The following is an 18309-nucleotide window of genomic DNA, read 5'->3' as shown; positions in this document are numbered from 1 at the left end:
TAGCCTGAAAGTCGCCTTATTGCGGACGACCATCTGCAAAGCTCAGAGATACGAAACGGATCGATAGCCTGATGAAGACCATGACCGCTCTGAAGTTCGTCGTCGCCCTGGCCTGCACCGTCGCGGCCACGCCGCTGATGGCGCAGACGCAACCGGCGCAACCGGCGCCGGATCAGGTCTATGAGATCAACGAGGCCAACCTGCGCCCCTTCCCGGTCGCGGTGGTCAATTTCGAGGGTCAGAACGGCGCGGACCTGGGCTCGGTGATCCGCGCCGACCTGCGCCGCTCGGGCTATTTCGAGCCGCTGGATCCGAACAGCTTCGTCGAGACCGGGCTGAGCCTGGCCAATGCGCCGAACTTCCCCCAGTGGACGTCGATCGGCGCCCAGGCGGTGCTGTACGGCTCGGTGACGCCGCGTCCGGACGGCCGCAACGACTTCGGCTTCCGCCTGTACGATCCGTACCGCCAGTGCCAGCTCGTGGCCTACCGCTTCACCGCCACGCCCGAGCAGTGGCGCCGCATCGGTCACAAGATCGCTGACCTGGTCTATCAGCGCATGACCGGCGAGGCGGGCTTCTTCGACAGCCGCGTGCTGTTTGTGGCGGAGAGCGGCACCCAGCTGAACCGCCTGTCGCGCCTGGCCATCTCGGACCAGGACGGCTTCAACCCGTTCTACCTGACCCAGGGGGACGAGGTGATCATGTCGCCGCGGTTCTCGCTCAGCGACCCGAACGAGATCACCTATGTGGCGCTCGGCAAGGACTACAGCCGCATCTACCTGTTCAACCTTTCGACCCAGCGCCGCGAGTCTCTGGGCGAGTTCGACGGCCAGGTGCTCGCGCCGCGCTTCTCGAACGACGGCACCAAGATGGCCTTCTCGATCATCCGGGGCGGCAACACCGACGTCTATGTGATGGACCTGGCCACCCGCCAGGTGCGCCGCCTGACCTCCGATCCGGGCATCGACACCTCGCCCTCGTTCAGCCCGGACAACAGCCAACTGGTCTTCACCTCCGACCGCTCGGGCTCGGCCCGGCTTTATGTCATGCGCGCCGACGGCTCGGGCCAACGCGCCATCTCGCGCGGCGGCGGCATCTACACCGCCCCGAACTGGAGCCCGCGCGGCGACCTGATCGCCTTCACCAAACAGGGCGGCGGCCGCTTCTCGACCGGGGTCATGGCTCCGGACGGCTCAGGCGAGCGCATCCTGTCGTCGAGCTATTTCGAGGAAGGCCCGTCCTGGGCCCCCAACGGCCGCTACATCATGTTTGCGCGCCAGTCCCCGGGTGGCGACACGCGTCTCTGGACCGTCGATCTCTCCGGCCGGGTGGTCAGCCAGGCCGGTTACGGCGGCCGCGGCACCGATCCCGCCTGGTCGCCCCTGCTTGATGAACAGCCCACCAACCTGGGCGGCGGCGGCCCCGACAGCTGCCCTGCCTGATCGCAAGCGGAGCCTTTCGGCTCAAATCCGCGTTATCGCGACTGGCGAAAAGGCTGGCGCGACGGTACCCGATATTTATAGCCAAGCTTGAGGCGTAGGCCTCCACCCGCACGGAGACGAACTGATGATGAAGACCTCGACCCTGGCCCGACTGGCTCTCGTGGGCGTCGCCGCCGCTGCTATGGCCGCCTGCACCCCGCGCACCCCGCCGACGACGCCGACCGGCGACGTGACCCCGCCGTCCGGCCCTGCCTATCCGACCGCCCCCTCGGGTCCGGTCGACGGCGGCAATCTCGGCGCCGCGGCCCCGGGTTCGGAGCAGGACTTCGTCGTCAACGTCGGCGACCGCATCTACTTCGACCTCGACAGCTATTCGGTCCGTCAGGACGCCTATCCGCGTCTCGACGCCCAGGTCGCCTGGCTGCAGCGCTATCCGTCGGTCACCGTCCGCATCGAGGGCAACGCCGACGAACGCGGCACCCGCGAATACAACCTGGCCCTGGGCGCCCGCCGCGCCGAGTCGGTCCGCACCTATCTGATCGAGCGCGGCATCCCGGCCGGCCGCATCGACACCATCAGCTTCGGCAAGGAGCGCCCGATTGCTGAAGGTTCGAACGAGGAAGCCTGGGCCCGCAACCGCAACGCCCACACCGCCATCGTTTCGGGCGCGACGCGCTAAGACGACCGATCTGAACGTCCGGGGAAGGGGCGGCCCGCAACGGCCGCCCCTTTCCTTTTGACCGGACTCCCGCCGGGCGAGTAAATTCAGGCGAACGAGGGGGATTGCCATGGATATCGATGCAGCAGGCGGGGCGGCGACCGGCGGCCTACTGGCCGGCGCCCTTGAGCGCCCGACCGGTCACGCCGGCGACGCCCACGGCAACTGCACCGACTGCGGTCAGGCGGTGGAGGGCAAATTCTGCTCCAACTGCGGCCAGCCGACGCACGTGCACCGATCGCTCCTGCACCTGGGCGAGGAGATGCTGCACGGCGTGCTGCATTTCGACGCCCGCATCTGGCGCACGCTGCCGCTGCTGGCCCTCAATCCCGGCCGACTGACCCGCGAGTGGGTCGAGGGCAAGCGCACCCGCTATGTCTCGCCGCTGGCGATGTTCCTTTTCACCGTCTTCCTGATGTTCTTCGTCATCAGCTTCGGCGTGGGCGGCGGCGGGACTGACGTCACGAGCAATATGTCCGAAGCCGATCGCGCGGCGCTGGCCGCCGACCTGCAGACTGCGCGAGACGAGATCGCCGCCTCGGCGGGGCCGGAGTCGGACGGCTCGGCCGAAAAGGTCGGCGGCGCCGCGATCACCGCTGTCGAAAAGGGCCTCGGCGTGATCCCCAGCGCCCCGGTCGCCAAGACCAAGCGCACCGATGGCTTCAAGGACGGCAGCTGGCAGGCGGCGGTCCACGACTCGGCGGCCTCCGGCCAGCTCAAGCCGAACTTTGGCAACGAGCACCTGAACGAGAAGATCACCAAGAAGCTGCTGAACCCCGACCTGGCGGTCTACAAGATCCAGCAGACGGCCTATAAATTCAGCTTCCTGCTGATCCCGATCTCGATCCCGTTCGTGGCTTTGCTTTTCCTGTGGCGGCGCGGTTTCACCCTCTACGACCACGGGGTCTTCGTCCTCTATTCGCTGACGGCCATCTCCATCCTGTCGATGCTGACGATGATCCTCGGCCCGTTGTGGAGCGGCTTCGCCGTGCTCGGCGCGTGCGCCTTCCTCTTCGGCGTGCCGGTGCACATGTTCGCCCAGCTGAAAGGGGCCTACAGCCTGTCGTGGTTTTCCGCCGGGTGGCGTACCTTCGTGCTGCTCAACTTCTGCATCTTCGCCTTCACCCTCTTCCTGCTCGCCATCATCACCCTGGGCCTGACCGGCTGACGCCTTGCGACGGCCTCAAATCGGTGGGACGACTTCGCCATGCCTAAGCTTCAAACCATGTTCCGCTCGAAGAATTTCCTGGTCACCGCGCTCGGCGTCAGCCTGATCGTCGGTGCGACGACGGTTGTGGCGCAGACCACGCCGATGGAGCCGATCCAATGGGACAAGCGCCGCCTGGAGCAGCTGGACCGCAACGTCCGCCGCCTCGAGCGCGCCCTGACCCAGCGCAACGCCGCCGGGCAGCCGGTGCTCGTTGAGCCGGACCCCGAGGTCGTCGCCCTGCAGGGCCGGGTTGGCAACATGGATCGTCGGCTTGAGGACATGGAGTCCACGCTCCGCAATGTGAATGGCGACCTGGAACGCCTGAATTTCGAACTCGATGAAGCCAAGCGCTCCAACGCCACCCTGAACACCCGCGTCCGTGACGCCGAGGGCAAGGTGCGCGACCTGGAAGCCGCCGCCCAGCGCGAGGCCATCCTCAGCTCGTCGGTGAGCGACGAGTCCCCGACCGGCGACCCCGCGCGCGACCTGACCGCCGCCGTGCGCCTGGCCGCCAGCGATCCGGAAATGGGCGACCGCGCCCTGCAGACCGTGACCCTGGCATGGCCGGATACGATCCAGGCGCAAGAAGCCAGCGCCCGCCTCGGCAACCTGCGTCTTTCGGCCGGCGACTACGAGAACGCCAAGAGCTTCTACGCCGATGCCCTGGTCGATTGGCCCCAGACCATCTGGGCGGCGGAAGCCACGGTGAATTTCGCCACAGCGCTGCAGTCCCTGAACCAGAAGTCGGACGCCTGCGGAGCCCTCGACGCCTTCACTCGCCGCTATGGCCCGACCGCCAGCGCCACCCTGCGCACCCGGGCGACCGAACTGCGCACCCGCTACGCCTGCGCAGCGCCGGCGGCGGCGCGCCCGGCCGCCCCGCGGAGAGGCGGCTGACCCAGACCGCTCCGACCTGGGTCAGCCGGGTCGAGGCGCGGATCGACGCCCGACTGTCGGCCTCGTCCAGAGCGCCCGTCGCCCTGGCCCTGTCCGGCGGGGGCGACTCGGTCGCCCTGCTGGACCTGGCCGCGGACTGGGCCCGCGTCCGCGACCGCCCCCTGCTGGCCCTGACCGTCGACCACGGCCTCAGCCCTGATAGCGCCCGCTGGACCGCCTTTGCAGCGGAAGCAGCACGCGCCGCCGGGGCGGCGTGGCGTGGTCTGGACTGGAGCGGGGCGAAGCCCGCCTCCGGCCTGCCCGCCGCCGCCCGCCTCGCCCGCCATCGTCTGCTGGCCGACGCCGCCCGCCAGGCCGGGGCCGAGGTCATCCTGTTCGCCCACACCGCCGACGACCGCGAGGAAGAGGCCTGGATGCGCCGGAACGGCTCGACCCTCGGCCGCCTGCGCGAATGGGGGCCCTCGCCGGTCTGGCCGGAGGGGCGGGGACTGATGCTGTTGCGACCCCTGCTCGACGTCCATCGGTCCGATCTGCGCGACGCGCTCCGGGCGCGCGGGCGGACCTGGATCGAGGATCCCGCCAACGCCGATCCCCGCTACGCCCGCAGCCGCGCGCGCGTGGCTCTTGCGGAGGGCGCGGCGTCAGAGCCGGAACCGGACGTCCAGCCGGGGCAGGGCGGGGTAGTCGCGGCGTGCGAGGGCGTGATCCTGATCCGGCGCGACATCGGCACCCGCGTTCTCTCCGCCGTCCTGGTCTGCGCTGGCGGCGGCGACCGGCCCCCGCGCGGCGAGCGGCTGGAGCGGCTGCGCGCCCGGCTCGCCGGGGGCGAGACGTTCACGGCGGCGCTCAGCGGGGCCAGGATCGAGGCCCGCGGTGATCAAGTCCGCGTGACCCGCGAGGCCGGGGAATTCCTGCGTCGCCCGCCGGCGCCCTTGGCTCTGCCGCCGGGCGACGAGACGATCTGGGATGGGCGCTGGGCGCTTACAGCGACGGAGCCGGGCTGGTTCGTGCTTCCCGCTGCGGGACGGATGGCCGCCCTGTCACCGGCCGACCGGGCGCGTCTGGCGGGCGAACCAGCGGCGTCGCGGGGGGGGCGGCCTGTGCTGATCCGGAACGAACTGGCTGCGACGGTTCTTGCAGGGGACGGGGTCCGAGCGCGCTCGCTGGTCGAAGACAGACTGGCGCGGGCGTTGGGCGGAGTGACGCAGGAGGCGGAGACGGAGTCGCGCGCGCATGGCGCAACGCCCCGGAACCACCTATTTTGTGACGCTGACATCACAGAAGTCCGGGGCGCGCCGCGCCCCGAGGGATCGAGAGACGCATGAATCTTCGTAATCTGGCCATCTGCGGCGCTGTCATTCTCGGCCTGCTGGCGATCTACGTGGCCGCCGGCCGCGGCGGCACGCTCGCCACTCCGGGTCAGAAGGCCGCCAGTGCGCGCCCGGTCGAGATGACCTATTCGCAGCTGCTTCGCCACCGCGACGCCCAAGAGATCAAGACCGTCAGCGTCCGCGGCTCCAAGGTGACCGGCGAACTGAAGGACGGCAAAGCCTTCACCGCCTTCGTGCCTCAGCCGAACCAGCCGCTGCTGGACTCCATCAACGCCACCGGCGCGACCGTGGATGTCGAGGATCCGGCCCAGCCGATGTGGGTGACGGCCATCATCGGCCTGCTGCCCTTCCTGCTGATCATCGGCCTGTGGATCCTGATCATGCGTCAGATGCAGGGCGGCGCGCGCGGGGCCATGGGCTTCGGCAAGTCCAAGGCCAAGCTCCTGACCGAGCACAAGGGTCGCAAGACCTTCGACGACGTCGCCGGCGTGGACGAGGCCAAGGAAGAGCTGCAGGAGGTCGTCGACTTCCTCAAGGACCCGGCCAAATTCCAGCGCCTGGGCGGCAAGATCCCCAAGGGCGCCCTGCTGGTCGGCCCTCCCGGCACCGGCAAGACGCTGCTGGCCCGCGCCGTCGCAGGTGAAGCCGGCGTGCCCTTCTTCTCGATCTCCGGCTCGGACTTCGTCGAGATGTTCGTCGGCGTCGGCGCCAGCCGCGTCCGCGACATGTTCGAACAGGCCAAGAAAAACGCCCCCTGCATCATCTTCATCGATGAAATCGACGCTGTCGGCCGTCACCGCGGCGCCGGTCTGGGCGGGGGCAACGACGAGCGCGAACAGACCCTCAACCAGCTGCTGGTCGAGATGGACGGCTTCGAGTCCAACGAGGGCATCATCCTGATCGCCGCCACCAACCGTCCCGACGTTCTGGACCCGGCCCTGCTGCGTCCCGGCCGCTTCGACCGCCAGGTGGTGGTGCCGAACCCCGACGTGGGCGGCCGCGAAAAGATCCTGCGCGTGCATATGAAGGACGTGCCGCTGGCGGCCGACGTCAACGTCAAGACCATCGCCCGCGGCACCCCCGGCTTCTCGGGCGCCGACCTGGCCAACCTGGTCAATGAGGCGGCCCTGATGGCGGCCCGCAAGGACCGTCGCATGGTCACCCACCGCGACTTCGAGGACGCCAAGGACAAGGTCATGATGGGCGCTGAGCGCAAGTCGATGGTCATGAGCGAGGAAGAGAAGCAGATGACCGCCTACCATGAGGCGGGCCACGCCATCGTCGGGCTGAACATGCCGAGCCACGACCCGATCCACAAAGCCACGATCATCCCGCGCGGTCGCGCCCTGGGCATGGTGATGTCGCTGCCGGAAGGCGACCGCTACTCCTACACTCGCGAGTGGTGCATTTCTAAGCTGGCCATGATGTTCGGCGGCCGCGAGGCCGAGATCCGCAAGTTCGGCCCTGAGAAGGTCACCAACGGCGCAACGGGCGATATCCAGAGCGCCACCGGTCTGGCCCGCGCCATGATCATGGAATGGGGGATGTCCGAGACGCTTGGCCGGGTCCGCTACCAGAGCAACCAGCAAGAGGTCTTCCTGGGTCATTCCGTGTCGCAGAGCACCAACATCTCCCAGGAGACGGCGAAGCTCATCGACGCCGAGGTGCGCAAGCTGATCGAGGCCGGCGAGACCCGCGCCCGTGAAATCCTGGCCGAGAAGAACGACGATTGGGAGAAGCTGGCTCAGGCCCTGCTCGAGTACGAGACCCTGTCCGGTGAGGAGATCAAGGACCTGCTGGAGAAGGGGCTGGCCCCGAACCGCGACGAGAACAACTTCCCCAACTCGGGCCCGTCGGTATCGGTGCCGATCACCCCGGTGTCGGAAGGCGTCGAGGCGGAGCAGCCGACGGTCCACTGACCTGGTCGCTGATTTGAACCAAGGCCCTGTCGGACGTCCGTCCGGCAGGGCCTTTTCACGTCTGGTCGGGGGTTATTTGACCGCGTGCCACCAGTTGCCGCCGAAGTCGCGATCGACGGTTTCCTGCGACTCGGCGGTGACGGCGATGAGGGGGATCGCCTTGCGGGGATAGCCCTGCTCGCCCAACGCCTTGCGGAAGACCGAGTCGGCGACGCCCTCGGCCAGGACGGCGTCCCGCTCCGCGTCCGTCTCGGTCATGATCCAGAAGGCCATGTGCTGGGGATCGATATGGTAGGCGCCGAAGTGGAAGGCGCTCGCCAGCGGAATGGACGCCCGCACTGCTTCCAGCGCGACGCGCTCGGCCGCCAGGACCTTGGCTTCCAACTCGGCCTTTTCGGGCCGCGGGACGCCTTCATCGAACGTGTTTTCGTACTGCATGCGCACTCGCGGCTGACGCGTGAGAATCGATTTCAGCCGCGAAGGTTCCTTCTCATGGCGATGTGCTGACAGACTAGTTTGCATTACAAACAAGTCTGGCGTATATCGCTTTCGCAGACAGGAGGAGAACCGCCATGTCCCCGCACACGCTTTCCGCTTCCGACCACTCATCCGAGCGCCTTGGCGAGCGCCTTCACGGCCTCGACGCCCTGCGCGGCGGCGCCCTGCTGCTCGGCGTCGTCCTGCACGCCAGCCTCGCCTACTTCCCATTCCCGCTGTGGATCGTGCCAGATACCGCCGGCTCGCCGGTCGCCAGCGGCATCCTGTTCGTCATCCACCTGTTCCGGATGACCACCTTCTTCCTGCTGGCCGGCCTGTTCGGCCACATGATGCTGAGCCGCAAGGGCCCGGGGGGCTTGATCAAGGACCGCCTAGCCCGCATCGCCAGCCCGCTGTTCGGCCTCTGGTGGGTGATCTTCCCCTCCATCGTCGCCGTGATGATCTGGATGGCCGCCATCAACAACGGCGGCAGCCTGCCCGCTGACGCTCCGCCGCCGCCGCCGCTGACGCTGCAGAACCTGCCGCTGACCCACCTTTGGTTCCTGTGGATGCTGCTGATCCTCTACACGGGCATATTGATCCTGCGCGCGCCCTTCGCCCTGCTGGACCGCAACGGCGCCTGGGGCCGGATGGTCGACCGCCTGACCGGCGCGCTGATCGGCCCGTGGAGCCCAGCCCTGATCGGCGCGCCCCTGGCCGTCGCCTTCTGGTTCACGCCCAACTGGATCGCCTTCTTCGGCATCCCCACGCCGGACTACGGCCTGGTCCCGAACTTCACCGCCCTGACCGCCTTCGGCACGGCCTTCACGATCGGCTTCCTGCTCGACCGCCGGCGTGACTTGCTGGGCCGGATCGAGCGTCTGTGGCCGATGTTCACCGTCGTCGCCCTCGGCGCCGGGGCGGGGGCCATGGCCGTCGCCGGCGGCCCGGTCCCGGTGCTCGAGCCGATGACCGATCCGTCGACCAAGGCTTTCGCGGCCTGCGTCTACGCCTTCGCTGCGTTTGCCTCGACCTTCGCCGTCATCGCCCTGTCGCTGCGCTTCATGTCCGGCTACAGCGCCGTGCGTCGCTACCTCGCCGACGCCTCCTACTGGGTCTATATCGTCCACCTGCCGCTGGTCCTGGTCGCCCAGGTGCTGCTGCTGGACGCCCCCTGGGCCTGGTGGGTCAAGATGAGCGTCGTCGTCGCCTCGGTGATGGCTGTCGCCCTGATCACCTACGAACTGCTGGTCCGGCACACCTTCATCGGCAAGGGCCTCAACGGCCGCCGCATCCCCTGGCGCAAGGCCCCCGCGGCCGCCGCCGCCGTCCCCGCTGAATAACTTGCCAAGCCAAGCCGGCTCGTCCACCCACGGACGAGCCGGTCCCGGAGACTCACCCATGCCGACTAAGTCCCGTCCCCCGTCCGCCGAGCAGGACCTCGCCTACCTTCGCTCGATCGTCGAAGGCGGCGGCGGCGACAGCGGCAAGGGCATGCTCACCATGGGCGCCCTCTACCTCGCCGGCGGCCTGCTCTACGGCCTGCAGTGCCTGTTCCATGTGGGTCAGATCGTCGGCGTGATCCGTTGGTCGGGCCCGGCCAGCCTGGCCTTCGTGGTCGGCGTGACCGTCGCCTTCCTGGTGGTGATGACCTGGGCCATTCTCGAGGACCGGAAGGTCGGCGGCGCCGCCCGCGGGGCCATGGTCACCCGCACCATGAACGCCGCCTTCAGCGCCACAGGCATGTGCAATCTGGCGGTCATCATCATTTTCGGGGTGGGCTCGGCGCGAGACAACGACTTCGCCGTCTGGCTCTACTATCCCGCAATCATCTTCGCCCTGCAGTCGGCGGCCTGGTTCGTCGCCTGGTCGCTGCGCAAGAAGCTGTGGATGTTGTTCATGTCGCTGGGCGGCTGGCTGACCGCGGTGGCGCTGGGCCTGCTGGTGCGCGAGCCCGCGGCCTATCTCATGGTCTGCACCCTGGCGCTGTTCGGCCTGTTCGCCCTTCCTGGCTGGATCATGCTGCGCGGCGCGCTCCGGGCCCGGAAGGCGGCCTGACCCATGGGACTGGCCGATCTCGGACGGATCGACGACGTCATCCACGGCCGCATGCGGCTGGGGATCATGGTCTATCTGGCCGACGTCGAGACCGCCGACTTCACCGAGCTGAAGACCGTCCTGGAGGCCACCCAGGGCAATCTTTCGGTGCACCTGAAGAAGCTCGAGGAAGCAGGCTATGTCTCGATCGAGAAGAGCTTCAAGGACAGCAAGCCCCTGACCCAGGCCTCGATCACCCCCGAAGGCCGCCGCGCCTTCGCCGCCTATCTTGAGGCCATCGGCAGCCTGATCGGGGGCAAGGGCTGACCTAGACCAGGTCTTCCGGGTCCTCGACGAGCACCGGCGTCAGCCGCCGCAGCGAACCGGCCGGATCCGGCCAGTCGATGGCCTGGCCCTCGCGCAGGCCGATCAGCCCGGCTCCGACGTGCGACAGCACCGAAATGCAGCCGGCGTCGATGTCGGCCTCCCAAGGCAGCACCAGCCGCACCCGCCGCAGCGACGAGACGTGGCGGTCGTCGACATAGTGGACCCAGCGGTTGAGGCCCACCGCGTCGCCGGGCAGATCGCGGCCCTCGCATAGCGTCGCCCGATCCAGCTCATGGCGCAGCAGGGCGGTGGCGGCGACGCCGTCGTGGTTCCCGATCAGCCGTGACAGGGCCTCGTGGTCGGCGGGGTCGAGATAGATCTCAGGCAAGTCCGCCTGCAGGGCGGGCGTGGTTTCGTACAGGGTCATGACAGTCTCGCACGGCCGCGCGCCGCCACAGCGGGTCGGGCCGAATGGGATCAGGGAATAGGGAAAAGCACGTCGCGCCCGGGACGTCGGGCATGCGCGCCGTCGCCCCGGGTCAGCCTCCTGCGACGAGGCGTCCCGCGTGATTGCACTTGCGTGCGAGGTTGACCAACCGGTTCATGACGGCTGAAAGCTGGGCCGGGCCTCGGCGGAAGTCAAATCATCGGCCCGTCAGGAGCACCGCGTGCGACCTCGCGTCATGGGCATCGTCAACGTCACGCCGGACAGCTTCTCCGACGGCGGCCGGCTATCCGACGTCGACGCGGCGGTGGCTCACGGCATCCGGCTGGTGGGCGAGGGGGCCGACATCCTCGACATCGGCGGCGAAAGCACTCGCCCGGGCGCCGAGCCGGTCTCGGCCGCGGACGAGATCGCCCGCGTCGTCCCGGTGATCGAGGGCCTGCGCGCCCATTGGCCCGGCCCGATCAGCATCGACACCATGAAGGCCGAGGTGGCCCGCGCCGCCGTCGCCGCCGGGGCGACGATCTGGAACGACGTGGCCGCCCTCGGCGGTTCACATGACGCGCCCGAAACCGCCGCCGAACTCGGCTGCGACGTGGTGCTGATGCACATGAAGGGCGAGCCGCGCACCATGCAGGCCAACCCCCGCTATGACGACGTGGTGGCCGAGGTCACCCGCTGGCTGTTGGCCCGCGCGGAGATGGCCATGGTCGCGGGGGTGGCGCGCGAGCGCATCTGGCTGGATCCGGGCATCGGCTTCGGCAAGACGCCGGCCCACAACCTGGCGCTGACCGCGCACCTTGATCGGCTGGCCGCGACCGGCTTCCGCGTGCTCTACGGGGCCAGCCGCAAGCGGCTGGTCGCCGCCGTCGATGCGACGGCCTTCGACTCCGGCGACCGGCTCGGCGGCTCGCTCGCCCTGGCGCTGGAGGCGGCGCGTCGTGGGGCAGGCGTCATCCGCGTCCACGACGTGCGCGAGACCGTTCAGGCCCTGGCGGTGCAGGCGGCGGTCACGGCAGCCGGGTGAGCAGGCGCGCGCCGCGGCCTTTGGTGAACCAGGCCCAGGTCCAGTTGACGTAGACGATCAGCCGGCTGCGGAAGTCGATCAGCAGCATCAGGTGGACCATCGACCAGGCCAGCCAGGCGAGGAGGCCGGTCATGCGCAGGCCGCCCAGCATGGCCACGGCCCGCGAGCGGCCGATCACCGCCATCGTGCCCCAGTCCTTGTAGCGGAACGGGACCGGGTCGGGCCGGCCCTCCAGCCGCGCCCGGATCAGCCTGCCGACCCAGTCGCCCTGCTGCTTGGCCACGGGCGCCAGGCCGGGCAGGGGCGCGCCGTTCATGGCGTAGCTGGCCACGTCGCCGATGGCGAAGACGTTCTCGACCCCCGCCACCGCGCAGTCCGGGCCCACCACCACGGCCCCGTTGCGCGCCGCCTCGGCGCCGAGCCAGGCGGCGGCCGGACGGGCGGCGACGCCGGCGCTCCACAGCACCGCCCCGGCCTCGATGATCTCGCCGCCGGCCTGCACAACGCCGTCGGAGATCTGCTCGACCATCGTGTCGGTTCGGACATCGACGCCCAGCTCCTCCAGCGCCTTCTTGGCGTAGGCCGACAGCGGCTCGGTGAAGGCGCCCAGCACCCGCGGCCCGGCCTCGAACAGGATGACCCGCGCCTGGGTCGGATCGATGCGGCGGAAGTCGCGGCGCAGGGTCATGCGCGCCATTTCGGCGATGGTGCCGGCGGTCTCGACCCCGGTCGGCCCGGCGCCGACGACCACGAAGGTGGTCAGCTTGCGCGCCTCTGCGGGATCGCCGGACAGCTCTGCCCGCTCGAAGGCGCCCAGCAGGCGGGCGCGGATGTCCAGCGCGTCGTCCAGCGTCTTCAGCACCTGCGCCTCCTGGGCCCACTCGGGGTGGCCGAAGAAGCTGTAGGCGGCGCCGGTGGCCAGGATCAGCCAGTCGTAGGCGATGGCCTTTCCGTCGGCGCAACGCACGACCTTGGCCGCCGCATCGACCGCGACCACCTCGCCCATCAGGACGGTGGCGTTGGCCTGCCCTCGCAGCAGGGTGCGGCTCGCCGTGGCGATGTCGGCCGGGGACAGGGCGGCGGTGGCGACCTGGTAGAGCAAGGGCTGGAACAGGTGGTGGTTGGTGCGGTCGATCAGCACCACGTCTACGTTGGCGTGCTTCAGCGCCTTGGCGGCGGCCAGGCCTCCGAAGCCGGCTCCCACGATCACCACAGTCCTGCGCGCCATTGACGGCTCCTGTCTCGCTTCCACCCCAAATAGGGATGTGCGGGCCGGAATGCGCGGTCAGATCGTCCGTTCGAGGCTGTCGAGGATCATGGTCCAGCCGGCGGCCGAGCGGTCCGCGTAGGCGGCCCAGGCCGGGGCCAGGTCGTGAGACAGGACCACGACACACCCGGCGCCGTCGGGCTCGAAGGTCACGGTCACGCGTGTCGGCGCTTCGGGAGCCTCGTCGACCCAGAAGTCGAAGACGATCCGCGCCGGGCGTTCGATTTCCACGAACCGGCCGAAATGGCGCGCCAGGTCTTCCCCCCGCCTCTCGAAGATGGCGAAGGCGCCGCCGAGGCGGGGGTCGTAGTCGGTTCGCTCCATCACGCCAGCAGGGGTATGGAAAAGCCATTCGCCGACGCGGGTCGGATCGAGGAAGGCGTCGAACACCCGTTCGCGCGGATGGCGGAAGCGCTTCTCGACGCGGACTTCGACGGTCATGCCGGGTCCTTCCAGCCGGGGACGTGGTGGTCGGGATGGCGGTCGGGCACGAAGCGCGGGTCGAGGCCGTGCTCCAGCCAGATCTTGGCCCCGGCCAGGACCAGGGCGAAGCCGCCGGTCGAGTCCAGCGCCGTGGCGACCTGCTCGTCCGCCGTCCCGTGGAAGCCGCGGTTCTCGACGGTCACGAACGTATGCTCGCCGCGCGGCTCGAAGCGCCACTCGACCTCGGTCGGATTCGAGCGGTTGTCCCAGTCGATCAGGATGCGACGGCCGGGCTCGATCGCCTTGACCTTCACGTCCGTGCCGACGCCGTACATGTCCCAGTCCCAGCGCACCTCCGCTCCTGGCGCCAGCCGGCCCGAGCCGCGGCTGAACCAGAAGCGGCAGGTGATCGCCGGGTCGATGAAGGCCTCGAAGACTTCGTCGTTCGACCGGCGGATCAGCATGCCGGCCGAGGCGACCGGCGACGTCACGCGAGATCCTCGTCGCGCGCCACATAGGCGTCGCGCAGGGCGAACCAGCGGTCCCATTCCCACGGGTGGCGCACGCCGTGGATGGCGTCCTCCAGCCCTTCCATATGGTGGTGCCAGCCGCTGAGCACGTTCTTACGGCCGCCGGCCCAGGACTCAGGCAGCTTGTGCAGCAGCACCAGATGCGTCCCGTCGCCGTCGGGCTCGAGCCGCCAGGAGACGACGGACTCCGGATTGCTCCCGAAGGTGTGCTCGAACCGGCTGTAGGGACGGACCGTCAGCACCTCGTTGGACTGGCGGCGCCTGTCCGGCGTGTCGGGCATGAACTCGTGGTCCGGCTGGCGGAAGTTGAGCTCCATGCGGCCGCCCGGGACCAGGTCGATCTCGGCCTCGGCCAGCCAGCAGGCCAGGCCCGCGCCGGTGGTCAGGGCCCTCCAGACCCGCTCGGGTGAATGGCGCAGGCGGCGCTCGAAGCGCACCTCCCAGCCGCCCTCGACGGTGCGGATTTCGCCGGCGTCCGGTCCGAGGCGGTCAAGGGGCGAGGTTGGGGTCAGGGTCTCGGTCATTGCGGGAACTCCTTGTCCAGATGGGCCTCCAGGGCGTCGAGCCGATCCGTCCAGAAGCGACGGTAACCGGCCAGCCAGGCGTCCAGTTCGGCCAGGGGGGCGGGGTTGAGGCTGTAGAGACGGCGCTGCGCGTCCTTACGGACGGTCACCAACCCGGCCTCGCGCAACACCGACAGGTGTTTCGACACGGTCGGCTGGGCGATGGGCAGGGCGTCGACGAAGTCGCCGGCCGGGCGTTCGCCGTCGGCCAGCATGGACAGGATGGCCATGCGGTGGGGTTCGGCGAGGGCTTGCAGGGCGGCGTGCATGAATATGCTATATTAGCAATATAGCTATATGGCAATATCAATGCGCCCCGCTTGCTCCAGCGGGCGGAACGGGTCATTTCGGCGGCCATGACCTCCCCCCTCGGACGCGTGCTGATCATCGCCGGCTCGGACTCGGGCGGCGGGGCCGGAATCCAGGCCGACATCAAGGCCGTGACCATGCTCGGGGGCTATGCGGCCACGGCGATCACGGCGATCACGGTGCAGAACACCCTCGGCGTTCACGGCGTGCATCCGGTGCCGCTCGACGTCATCGAGGCCCAGGCGCGGGCCGTGCTCGATGACATCGGCGCCGACGCGATCAAGACCGGCATGCTCGGCTCGACCGAGGTGGTCGAACGGGTCGCCGCCATCCTCGACAGTACGACCGCCCCGGCTGTGGTCGACCCGGTCATGGTGGCCAAGGGCGGTCATCCGCTGCTGCCCGACGAGGCGGTCCAGGCCGTGCGCAGCCTGATGATCCCACGCGCCCTGCTGCTGACCCCCAACGCCCCCGAGGCCGAGGCCCTGACCGGCCTGCCGGTCGCCGACCTCGACGGCCAACGCCGCGCCGGCGAGGCCCTGCTCGAACTGGGCGCTCGCGCGGTGCTGATGAAGGGCGGCCACGTCCCGGGCGACATGGTCATCGACCTGCTGATCACCCCCCACGGCGAGACCGTGCTGGAGAGCGAGCGGATCGACACCCGTCACACCCATGGCACCGGCTGCACCCTGGCCAGCGCCTGCGCCGCCGGCATCGCCAAGGGCCAGACGCTCGAGATCGCGGTGGCCGAGGCCTGGGCCTATGTCGCCGAGGCCCTGCGCCGCGCCCCCGGCCTGGGCCAGGGCCACGGCCCGCTCGACCACGGCTGGCCGCTGAGGCAGGGTTGATGGCGGATCTCGAAGCCCGCCTCTCCGAAATCGTCCGCGCCGATCCCGGCCTGATGCAGGTGATGACCACCCTGCGGTCGCTGGACATTCCCGATTGGCGCGTCTTCTCGGGCGCCGTCTACCAGAGCGTCTGGAACGCCCAGACTGGTCGCCCGGCCGGCTACGGCATCCGCGACTACGACGTCGGCTATTTCGACCCGGACACCAGCTGGGACGCCGAGGACGTCGTCATCAAGCGCGTCGCCGCCGCCTTCGACCCGCCTTTGCGCGACATGGTCGAGATGCGCAACCAGGCCCGCGTCCACCTGTGGTTCGAGGGCAAGTTCGGCGAGCCCTATACGGCCCTGGCAAATACCGACGAGGCTCCGGCGCGCTTCGTGTCCCCCGCCTTCGCCGTCGGCGTGCGGCTGGAGGATGACGACTCGATCAGCGTCGTCGCGCCGTTCGGCCTGGAGGACGTCTTCGACCTGGTGCTGCGGCCCAACCCGACCCGGCCGGTGGCCAAGGGCTGGGACAAGGCGGTGACCAATGCGCTCGGCCGGTGGCCGGAGCTGGCGGTGGTTGACCCCGCTCAGGCCTGATCGGCCAGCCGCGCATAGACGCCCGGCTCAAGCCGTTCCATGTGCGTCGCCGCATTGGCCGGCTCGAAGCCGTACTGGCGGTACAGCCCATGCGCGTCCGCGGTGGCCAGGCTCCAGCGGCGCAGGTCCTGCAGCCGCGGATCGGCCATCGCGGCGTCCATCAGCGCCTTGCCGTGGCCCTTGCCCCGGGCGTCTTTGCTGACGAAGACATCGCAGAGCCAGGCGAAGGTGGCGCCGTCGCTGACCACGCGGGCGAAGGCCTCGAGCGTCCCGTCCTCGACCAGACCGAAGCAATAGGAGCCGCGGCAGGCGCGCTCGAACAGGGGCCAGGAGATGCCCTTGGCCCAGTAGCTCTCCTGCGCGATCCACCGCCAGGCGGTGCGCAACTCGTCGTCGGTCAGTTCGGTGCGAAGCTCTGCCATGGGTCGGATATAGCGCGCGGGGCCAAGGAAGCGTACCAGCGAAACCATGCGCCAGTGGACCGTCGACGCCTTCGCATCCGCCCCCTTCATGGGCAATCCGGCCTGCGTGGTCGAGCCGTTCGATGAATGGCCCGACGCCGGCTGGATGCAGTCGCTGGCCAAGGAGAACAACCAGGCGGAGACCGCCTTCCTGCTCAGGACCGCCGAGCCGGCTCGCTTCGGCCTGCGCTGGTTCACGCCGGGCATGGAGGTCGACCTGTGCGGCCACGCCACCCTGGGCTCGGCCCATGTGTTGCTGTCCGAGCTGGGCCTCGAGGCCGGGGCCGTGACCTTCGACAGCCGCTCCGGTCCGCTGATCGTGCGGCGGGCGGGCGACGGCTATGAGATGGACTTCCCCGCCGATCCGCCGCGCCGCACCGGCCCCGTCGCCGGCCTGGCCGAGGCCCTGGGCGTCGAACCGGTCGAGGTCTGGGCCGGGCGCTATCTGGTCGCCGTGCTGACCGATGCGGCCGCTGTGCATGCGGTGCGGCCCGACCTGCGGGCCGTGGCGGCGATCCAGGGCGAGGCGGGCGAACTCGGCCAGGTGATCGTCTGCGCCGCCGCCGATCCGGCCGACGCAGTCGATGTCGTGGACCGCTTCTTCGCCCCCGGCTGCGGCGTCGACGAAGACCCGGCCACAGGCTCGGCCCACTGCATTTTGGGACCGCTCTACGCCGACAGGCTGGGCCGATCGACGGTGCGCTTCCGCCAGGTCTTCCCGGGCCGCGGGGGCGACCTCGAGACCGAGACCCGCGGCGACCGGGTGTTGCTGCGCGGGCGGGCCGTGACCGTGATCGAGAGTCGGCTGCGCCTCTGATCCATCGGATGCGCGCAAAGGAAAGGGCGCCGCCCTTTCGGACGGCGCCCTCGGACCTTCGGGGAGGAAAGTCAAACCTTAGTAGCGGCGATCATCGCGGTCGCGGCGTTCCGATCGCACCTGATAGGCGAGACGATCATAACGACGGTCGAGGTCGCTCCGTTCCCAACGGGTCAGACCGCCGCGCAGGTAGCTGCGCTCCAGACGGACCAGGCTGTTCAGCTCGGTCTTCAGGCGGCCGGCTTCGCGGCGGCTCAGCGAGCCGTTGCGCATGCCGTTGTCGATCCGGCGATCGAGCTGATACTTGCGCTGGCTGATCGACTGCCAGTTACGATAGTCGTCGCGATCGTGCTGGCGCTCATAGCGGTCGTTGCGGTCGTTGCGATCGTAGTTCTGGGCCGCGGCCGGGACCGCGACGGCAGCCGCGGCGAGGGCCAGGACGGGGATGAGGGCTTTCTTCATCATGGTCGTTTTCCTTCGCGTTCGACGCGGCCGGTTCGGCTGCGTTGACTGCAAAAGACCACCCCACGGCTGAGCCTGATCTGAACGAGGCTGTGCAGCTTGCGTTCATGTCGATGAAATCGCATCCATGCCGCCTCTCGCGCGCGTAAGAGGGAGATGCGCTGGCGGGCGTCGCATGACGGTGAAATCCGACTATGCTCGCCGTTCAGCCCGCGTTC

At 69.3% G+C, this 18309-nt stretch carries 22 protein-coding genes; 13 read left to right on the top strand and 9 right to left on the bottom strand.

The window, feature by feature from the left end; genetic code table 11:
- The first annotated feature begins 80 nt into the window (after positions 1–80).
- The 6 genes from tolB (at position 81) to ftsH (ending at position 7517) form a co-directional block, all read left to right on the top strand.
- Positions 81–1442: a Tol-Pal system beta propeller repeat protein TolB gene (tolB, locus tag ASC65_RS09870; RefSeq protein WP_056452704.1), complete on the top strand. Its 1362-nt coding sequence runs from the start codon at positions 81–83 to the stop codon at positions 1440–1442.
- Between the two features lie 127 nt (positions 1443–1569).
- On the top strand, positions 1570–2121 hold the full coding sequence (gene pal, locus ASC65_RS09865) for a peptidoglycan-associated lipoprotein Pal (protein WP_056452702.1): 552 nt from the start codon (positions 1570–1572) through the stop codon (positions 2119–2121).
- Between the two features lie 109 nt (positions 2122–2230).
- Complete coding sequence (locus tag ASC65_RS09860; protein ID WP_056452106.1) at positions 2231–3328, top strand: DUF3667 domain-containing protein; 1098 nt, start codon at positions 2231–2233, stop codon at positions 3326–3328.
- A 39-nt stretch (positions 3329–3367) separates the two neighbouring features.
- On the top strand, positions 3368–4267 hold the full coding sequence (locus ASC65_RS09855) for a hypothetical protein (RefSeq protein ID WP_056452103.1): 900 nt from the start codon (positions 3368–3370) through the stop codon (positions 4265–4267).
- Positions 4216–5592: a tRNA lysidine(34) synthetase TilS gene (gene tilS / locus ASC65_RS09850; protein ID WP_235561478.1), complete on the top strand. Its 1377-nt coding sequence runs from the start codon at positions 4216–4218 to the stop codon at positions 5590–5592. Before ASC65_RS09855 ends, tilS begins: the two co-directional genes overlap by 52 nt.
- Positions 5589–7517, top strand: coding sequence for an ATP-dependent zinc metalloprotease FtsH (gene ftsH / locus ASC65_RS09845; protein ID WP_056452100.1), 1929 nt, complete (start codon positions 5589–5591; stop codon positions 7515–7517). Before tilS ends, ftsH begins: the two co-directional genes overlap by 4 nt.
- A 72-nt stretch (positions 7518–7589) precedes the next feature.
- Here ftsH and ASC65_RS09840 read toward each other — a convergent pair whose 3' ends face one another.
- Complete coding sequence (locus ASC65_RS09840) at positions 7590–7955, bottom strand: hypothetical protein (protein WP_056452097.1); 366 nt, start codon at positions 7953–7955, stop codon at positions 7590–7592.
- Positions 7956–8089: 134 nt separating this feature from the next.
- Here ASC65_RS09840 and ASC65_RS09835 point away from each other — a divergent pair, with 134 nt between their 5' ends.
- From ASC65_RS09835 to ASC65_RS09825, 3 genes are read left to right on the top strand one after another with little or no spacing between them, the layout of a single operon-like run.
- Positions 8090–9337, top strand: a complete 1248-nt coding sequence (locus tag ASC65_RS09835; protein WP_056452094.1) for an acyltransferase family protein — start codon at positions 8090–8092, stop codon at positions 9335–9337.
- Between the two features lie 58 nt (positions 9338–9395).
- Positions 9396–10052 (top strand): hypothetical protein, encoded by a 657-nt coding sequence (locus tag ASC65_RS09830; RefSeq protein ID WP_056452091.1) that lies wholly within the window; start codon positions 9396–9398, stop codon positions 10050–10052.
- Between the two features lie 3 nt (positions 10053–10055).
- Positions 10056–10358, top strand: a complete 303-nt coding sequence (locus ASC65_RS09825) for a winged helix-turn-helix domain-containing protein (protein WP_156459613.1) — start codon at positions 10056–10058, stop codon at positions 10356–10358.
- Position 10359: 1 nt separating this feature from the next.
- Here ASC65_RS09825 and ASC65_RS09820 read toward each other — a convergent pair whose 3' ends face one another.
- On the bottom strand, positions 10360–10785 hold the full coding sequence (locus tag ASC65_RS09820) for a GreA/GreB family elongation factor (protein WP_056452088.1): 426 nt from the start codon (positions 10783–10785) through the stop codon (positions 10360–10362).
- A 256-nt stretch (positions 10786–11041) separates the two neighbouring features.
- On the opposite strand from ASC65_RS09820, the gene folP reads away from it, so the two are divergent.
- The gene (gene folP / locus ASC65_RS09815) at positions 11042–11830 is read left to right on the top strand and encodes a dihydropteroate synthase (protein ID WP_056452085.1); all 789 of its coding nucleotides are present in this window, start codon (positions 11042–11044) and stop codon (positions 11828–11830) included.
- Here the strand turns inward: folP and ASC65_RS09810 are convergent.
- The 5 genes from ASC65_RS09810 to ASC65_RS09790 are packed head-to-tail and all read right to left on the bottom strand — an operon-like array spanning position 11814 to position 14882.
- On the bottom strand, positions 11814–13058 hold the full coding sequence (locus ASC65_RS09810) for an NAD(P)/FAD-dependent oxidoreductase (protein WP_056452081.1): 1245 nt from the start codon (positions 13056–13058) through the stop codon (positions 11814–11816). The genes folP and ASC65_RS09810 overlap by 17 nt on opposite strands.
- A 57-nt stretch (positions 13059–13115) precedes the next feature.
- Positions 13116–13538, bottom strand: coding sequence for an SRPBCC family protein (locus ASC65_RS09805; RefSeq protein ID WP_056452078.1), 423 nt, complete (start codon positions 13536–13538; stop codon positions 13116–13118).
- A complete protein-coding gene (locus ASC65_RS09800) occupies positions 13535–14011 on the bottom strand; it encodes an SRPBCC family protein (RefSeq protein WP_200939822.1) in 477 nt (158 codons plus the stop codon). Before ASC65_RS09800 ends, ASC65_RS09805 begins: the two co-directional genes overlap by 4 nt.
- Positions 14008–14574 (bottom strand): SRPBCC family protein, encoded by a 567-nt coding sequence (locus ASC65_RS09795; protein WP_056452075.1) that lies wholly within the window; start codon positions 14572–14574, stop codon positions 14008–14010. Before ASC65_RS09795 ends, ASC65_RS09800 begins: the two co-directional genes overlap by 4 nt.
- The gene (locus ASC65_RS09790) at positions 14571–14882 is read right to left on the bottom strand and encodes an ArsR/SmtB family transcription factor (RefSeq protein WP_056452072.1); all 312 of its coding nucleotides are present in this window, start codon (positions 14880–14882) and stop codon (positions 14571–14573) included. Before ASC65_RS09790 ends, ASC65_RS09795 begins: the two co-directional genes overlap by 4 nt.
- Before the next feature lie 87 nt (positions 14883–14969).
- Between ASC65_RS09790 and thiD the strand changes: the two genes are divergently transcribed.
- Positions 14970–15770 carry a bifunctional hydroxymethylpyrimidine kinase/phosphomethylpyrimidine kinase gene (gene thiD / locus ASC65_RS09785; protein ID WP_056452069.1) on the top strand — a complete coding sequence of 267 codons (801 nt, stop codon included), beginning with the start codon at positions 14970–14972 and terminating at the stop codon, positions 15768–15770.
- Positions 15770–16351 carry a nucleotidyltransferase family protein gene (locus ASC65_RS09780; RefSeq protein ID WP_156459612.1) on the top strand — a complete coding sequence of 194 codons (582 nt, stop codon included), beginning with the start codon at positions 15770–15772 and terminating at the stop codon, positions 16349–16351. Before thiD ends, ASC65_RS09780 begins: the two co-directional genes overlap by 1 nt.
- On the opposite strand, the gene ASC65_RS09775 is transcribed toward ASC65_RS09780, so the two are convergent.
- Positions 16342–16773 carry a GNAT family N-acetyltransferase gene (locus ASC65_RS09775; protein ID WP_056452695.1) on the bottom strand — a complete coding sequence of 144 codons (432 nt, stop codon included), beginning with the start codon at positions 16771–16773 and terminating at the stop codon, positions 16342–16344. The genes ASC65_RS09780 and ASC65_RS09775 overlap by 10 nt on opposite strands.
- Before the next feature lie 46 nt (positions 16774–16819).
- Between ASC65_RS09775 and ASC65_RS09770 the strand changes: the two genes are divergently transcribed.
- Positions 16820–17629 carry a PhzF family phenazine biosynthesis protein gene (locus ASC65_RS09770; protein ID WP_056452063.1) on the top strand — a complete coding sequence of 270 codons (810 nt, stop codon included), beginning with the start codon at positions 16820–16822 and terminating at the stop codon, positions 17627–17629.
- Between the two features lie 78 nt (positions 17630–17707).
- Here the strand turns inward: ASC65_RS09770 and ASC65_RS09765 are convergent, their stop codons facing one another.
- Complete coding sequence (locus ASC65_RS09765; RefSeq protein ID WP_056452692.1) at positions 17708–18091, bottom strand: hypothetical protein; 384 nt, start codon at positions 18089–18091, stop codon at positions 17708–17710.
- Positions 18092–18309: the final 218 nt, after the last annotated feature.

It is taken from the genome of Brevundimonas sp. Root1279, from assembly GCF_001425945.1.
Lineage (GTDB): Bacteria > Pseudomonadota > Alphaproteobacteria > Caulobacterales > Caulobacteraceae > Brevundimonas.
The sequence above is the reverse complement of the archived record's forward strand: the minus strand, read 5'-3'. Positions and strand labels throughout refer to the sequence as shown.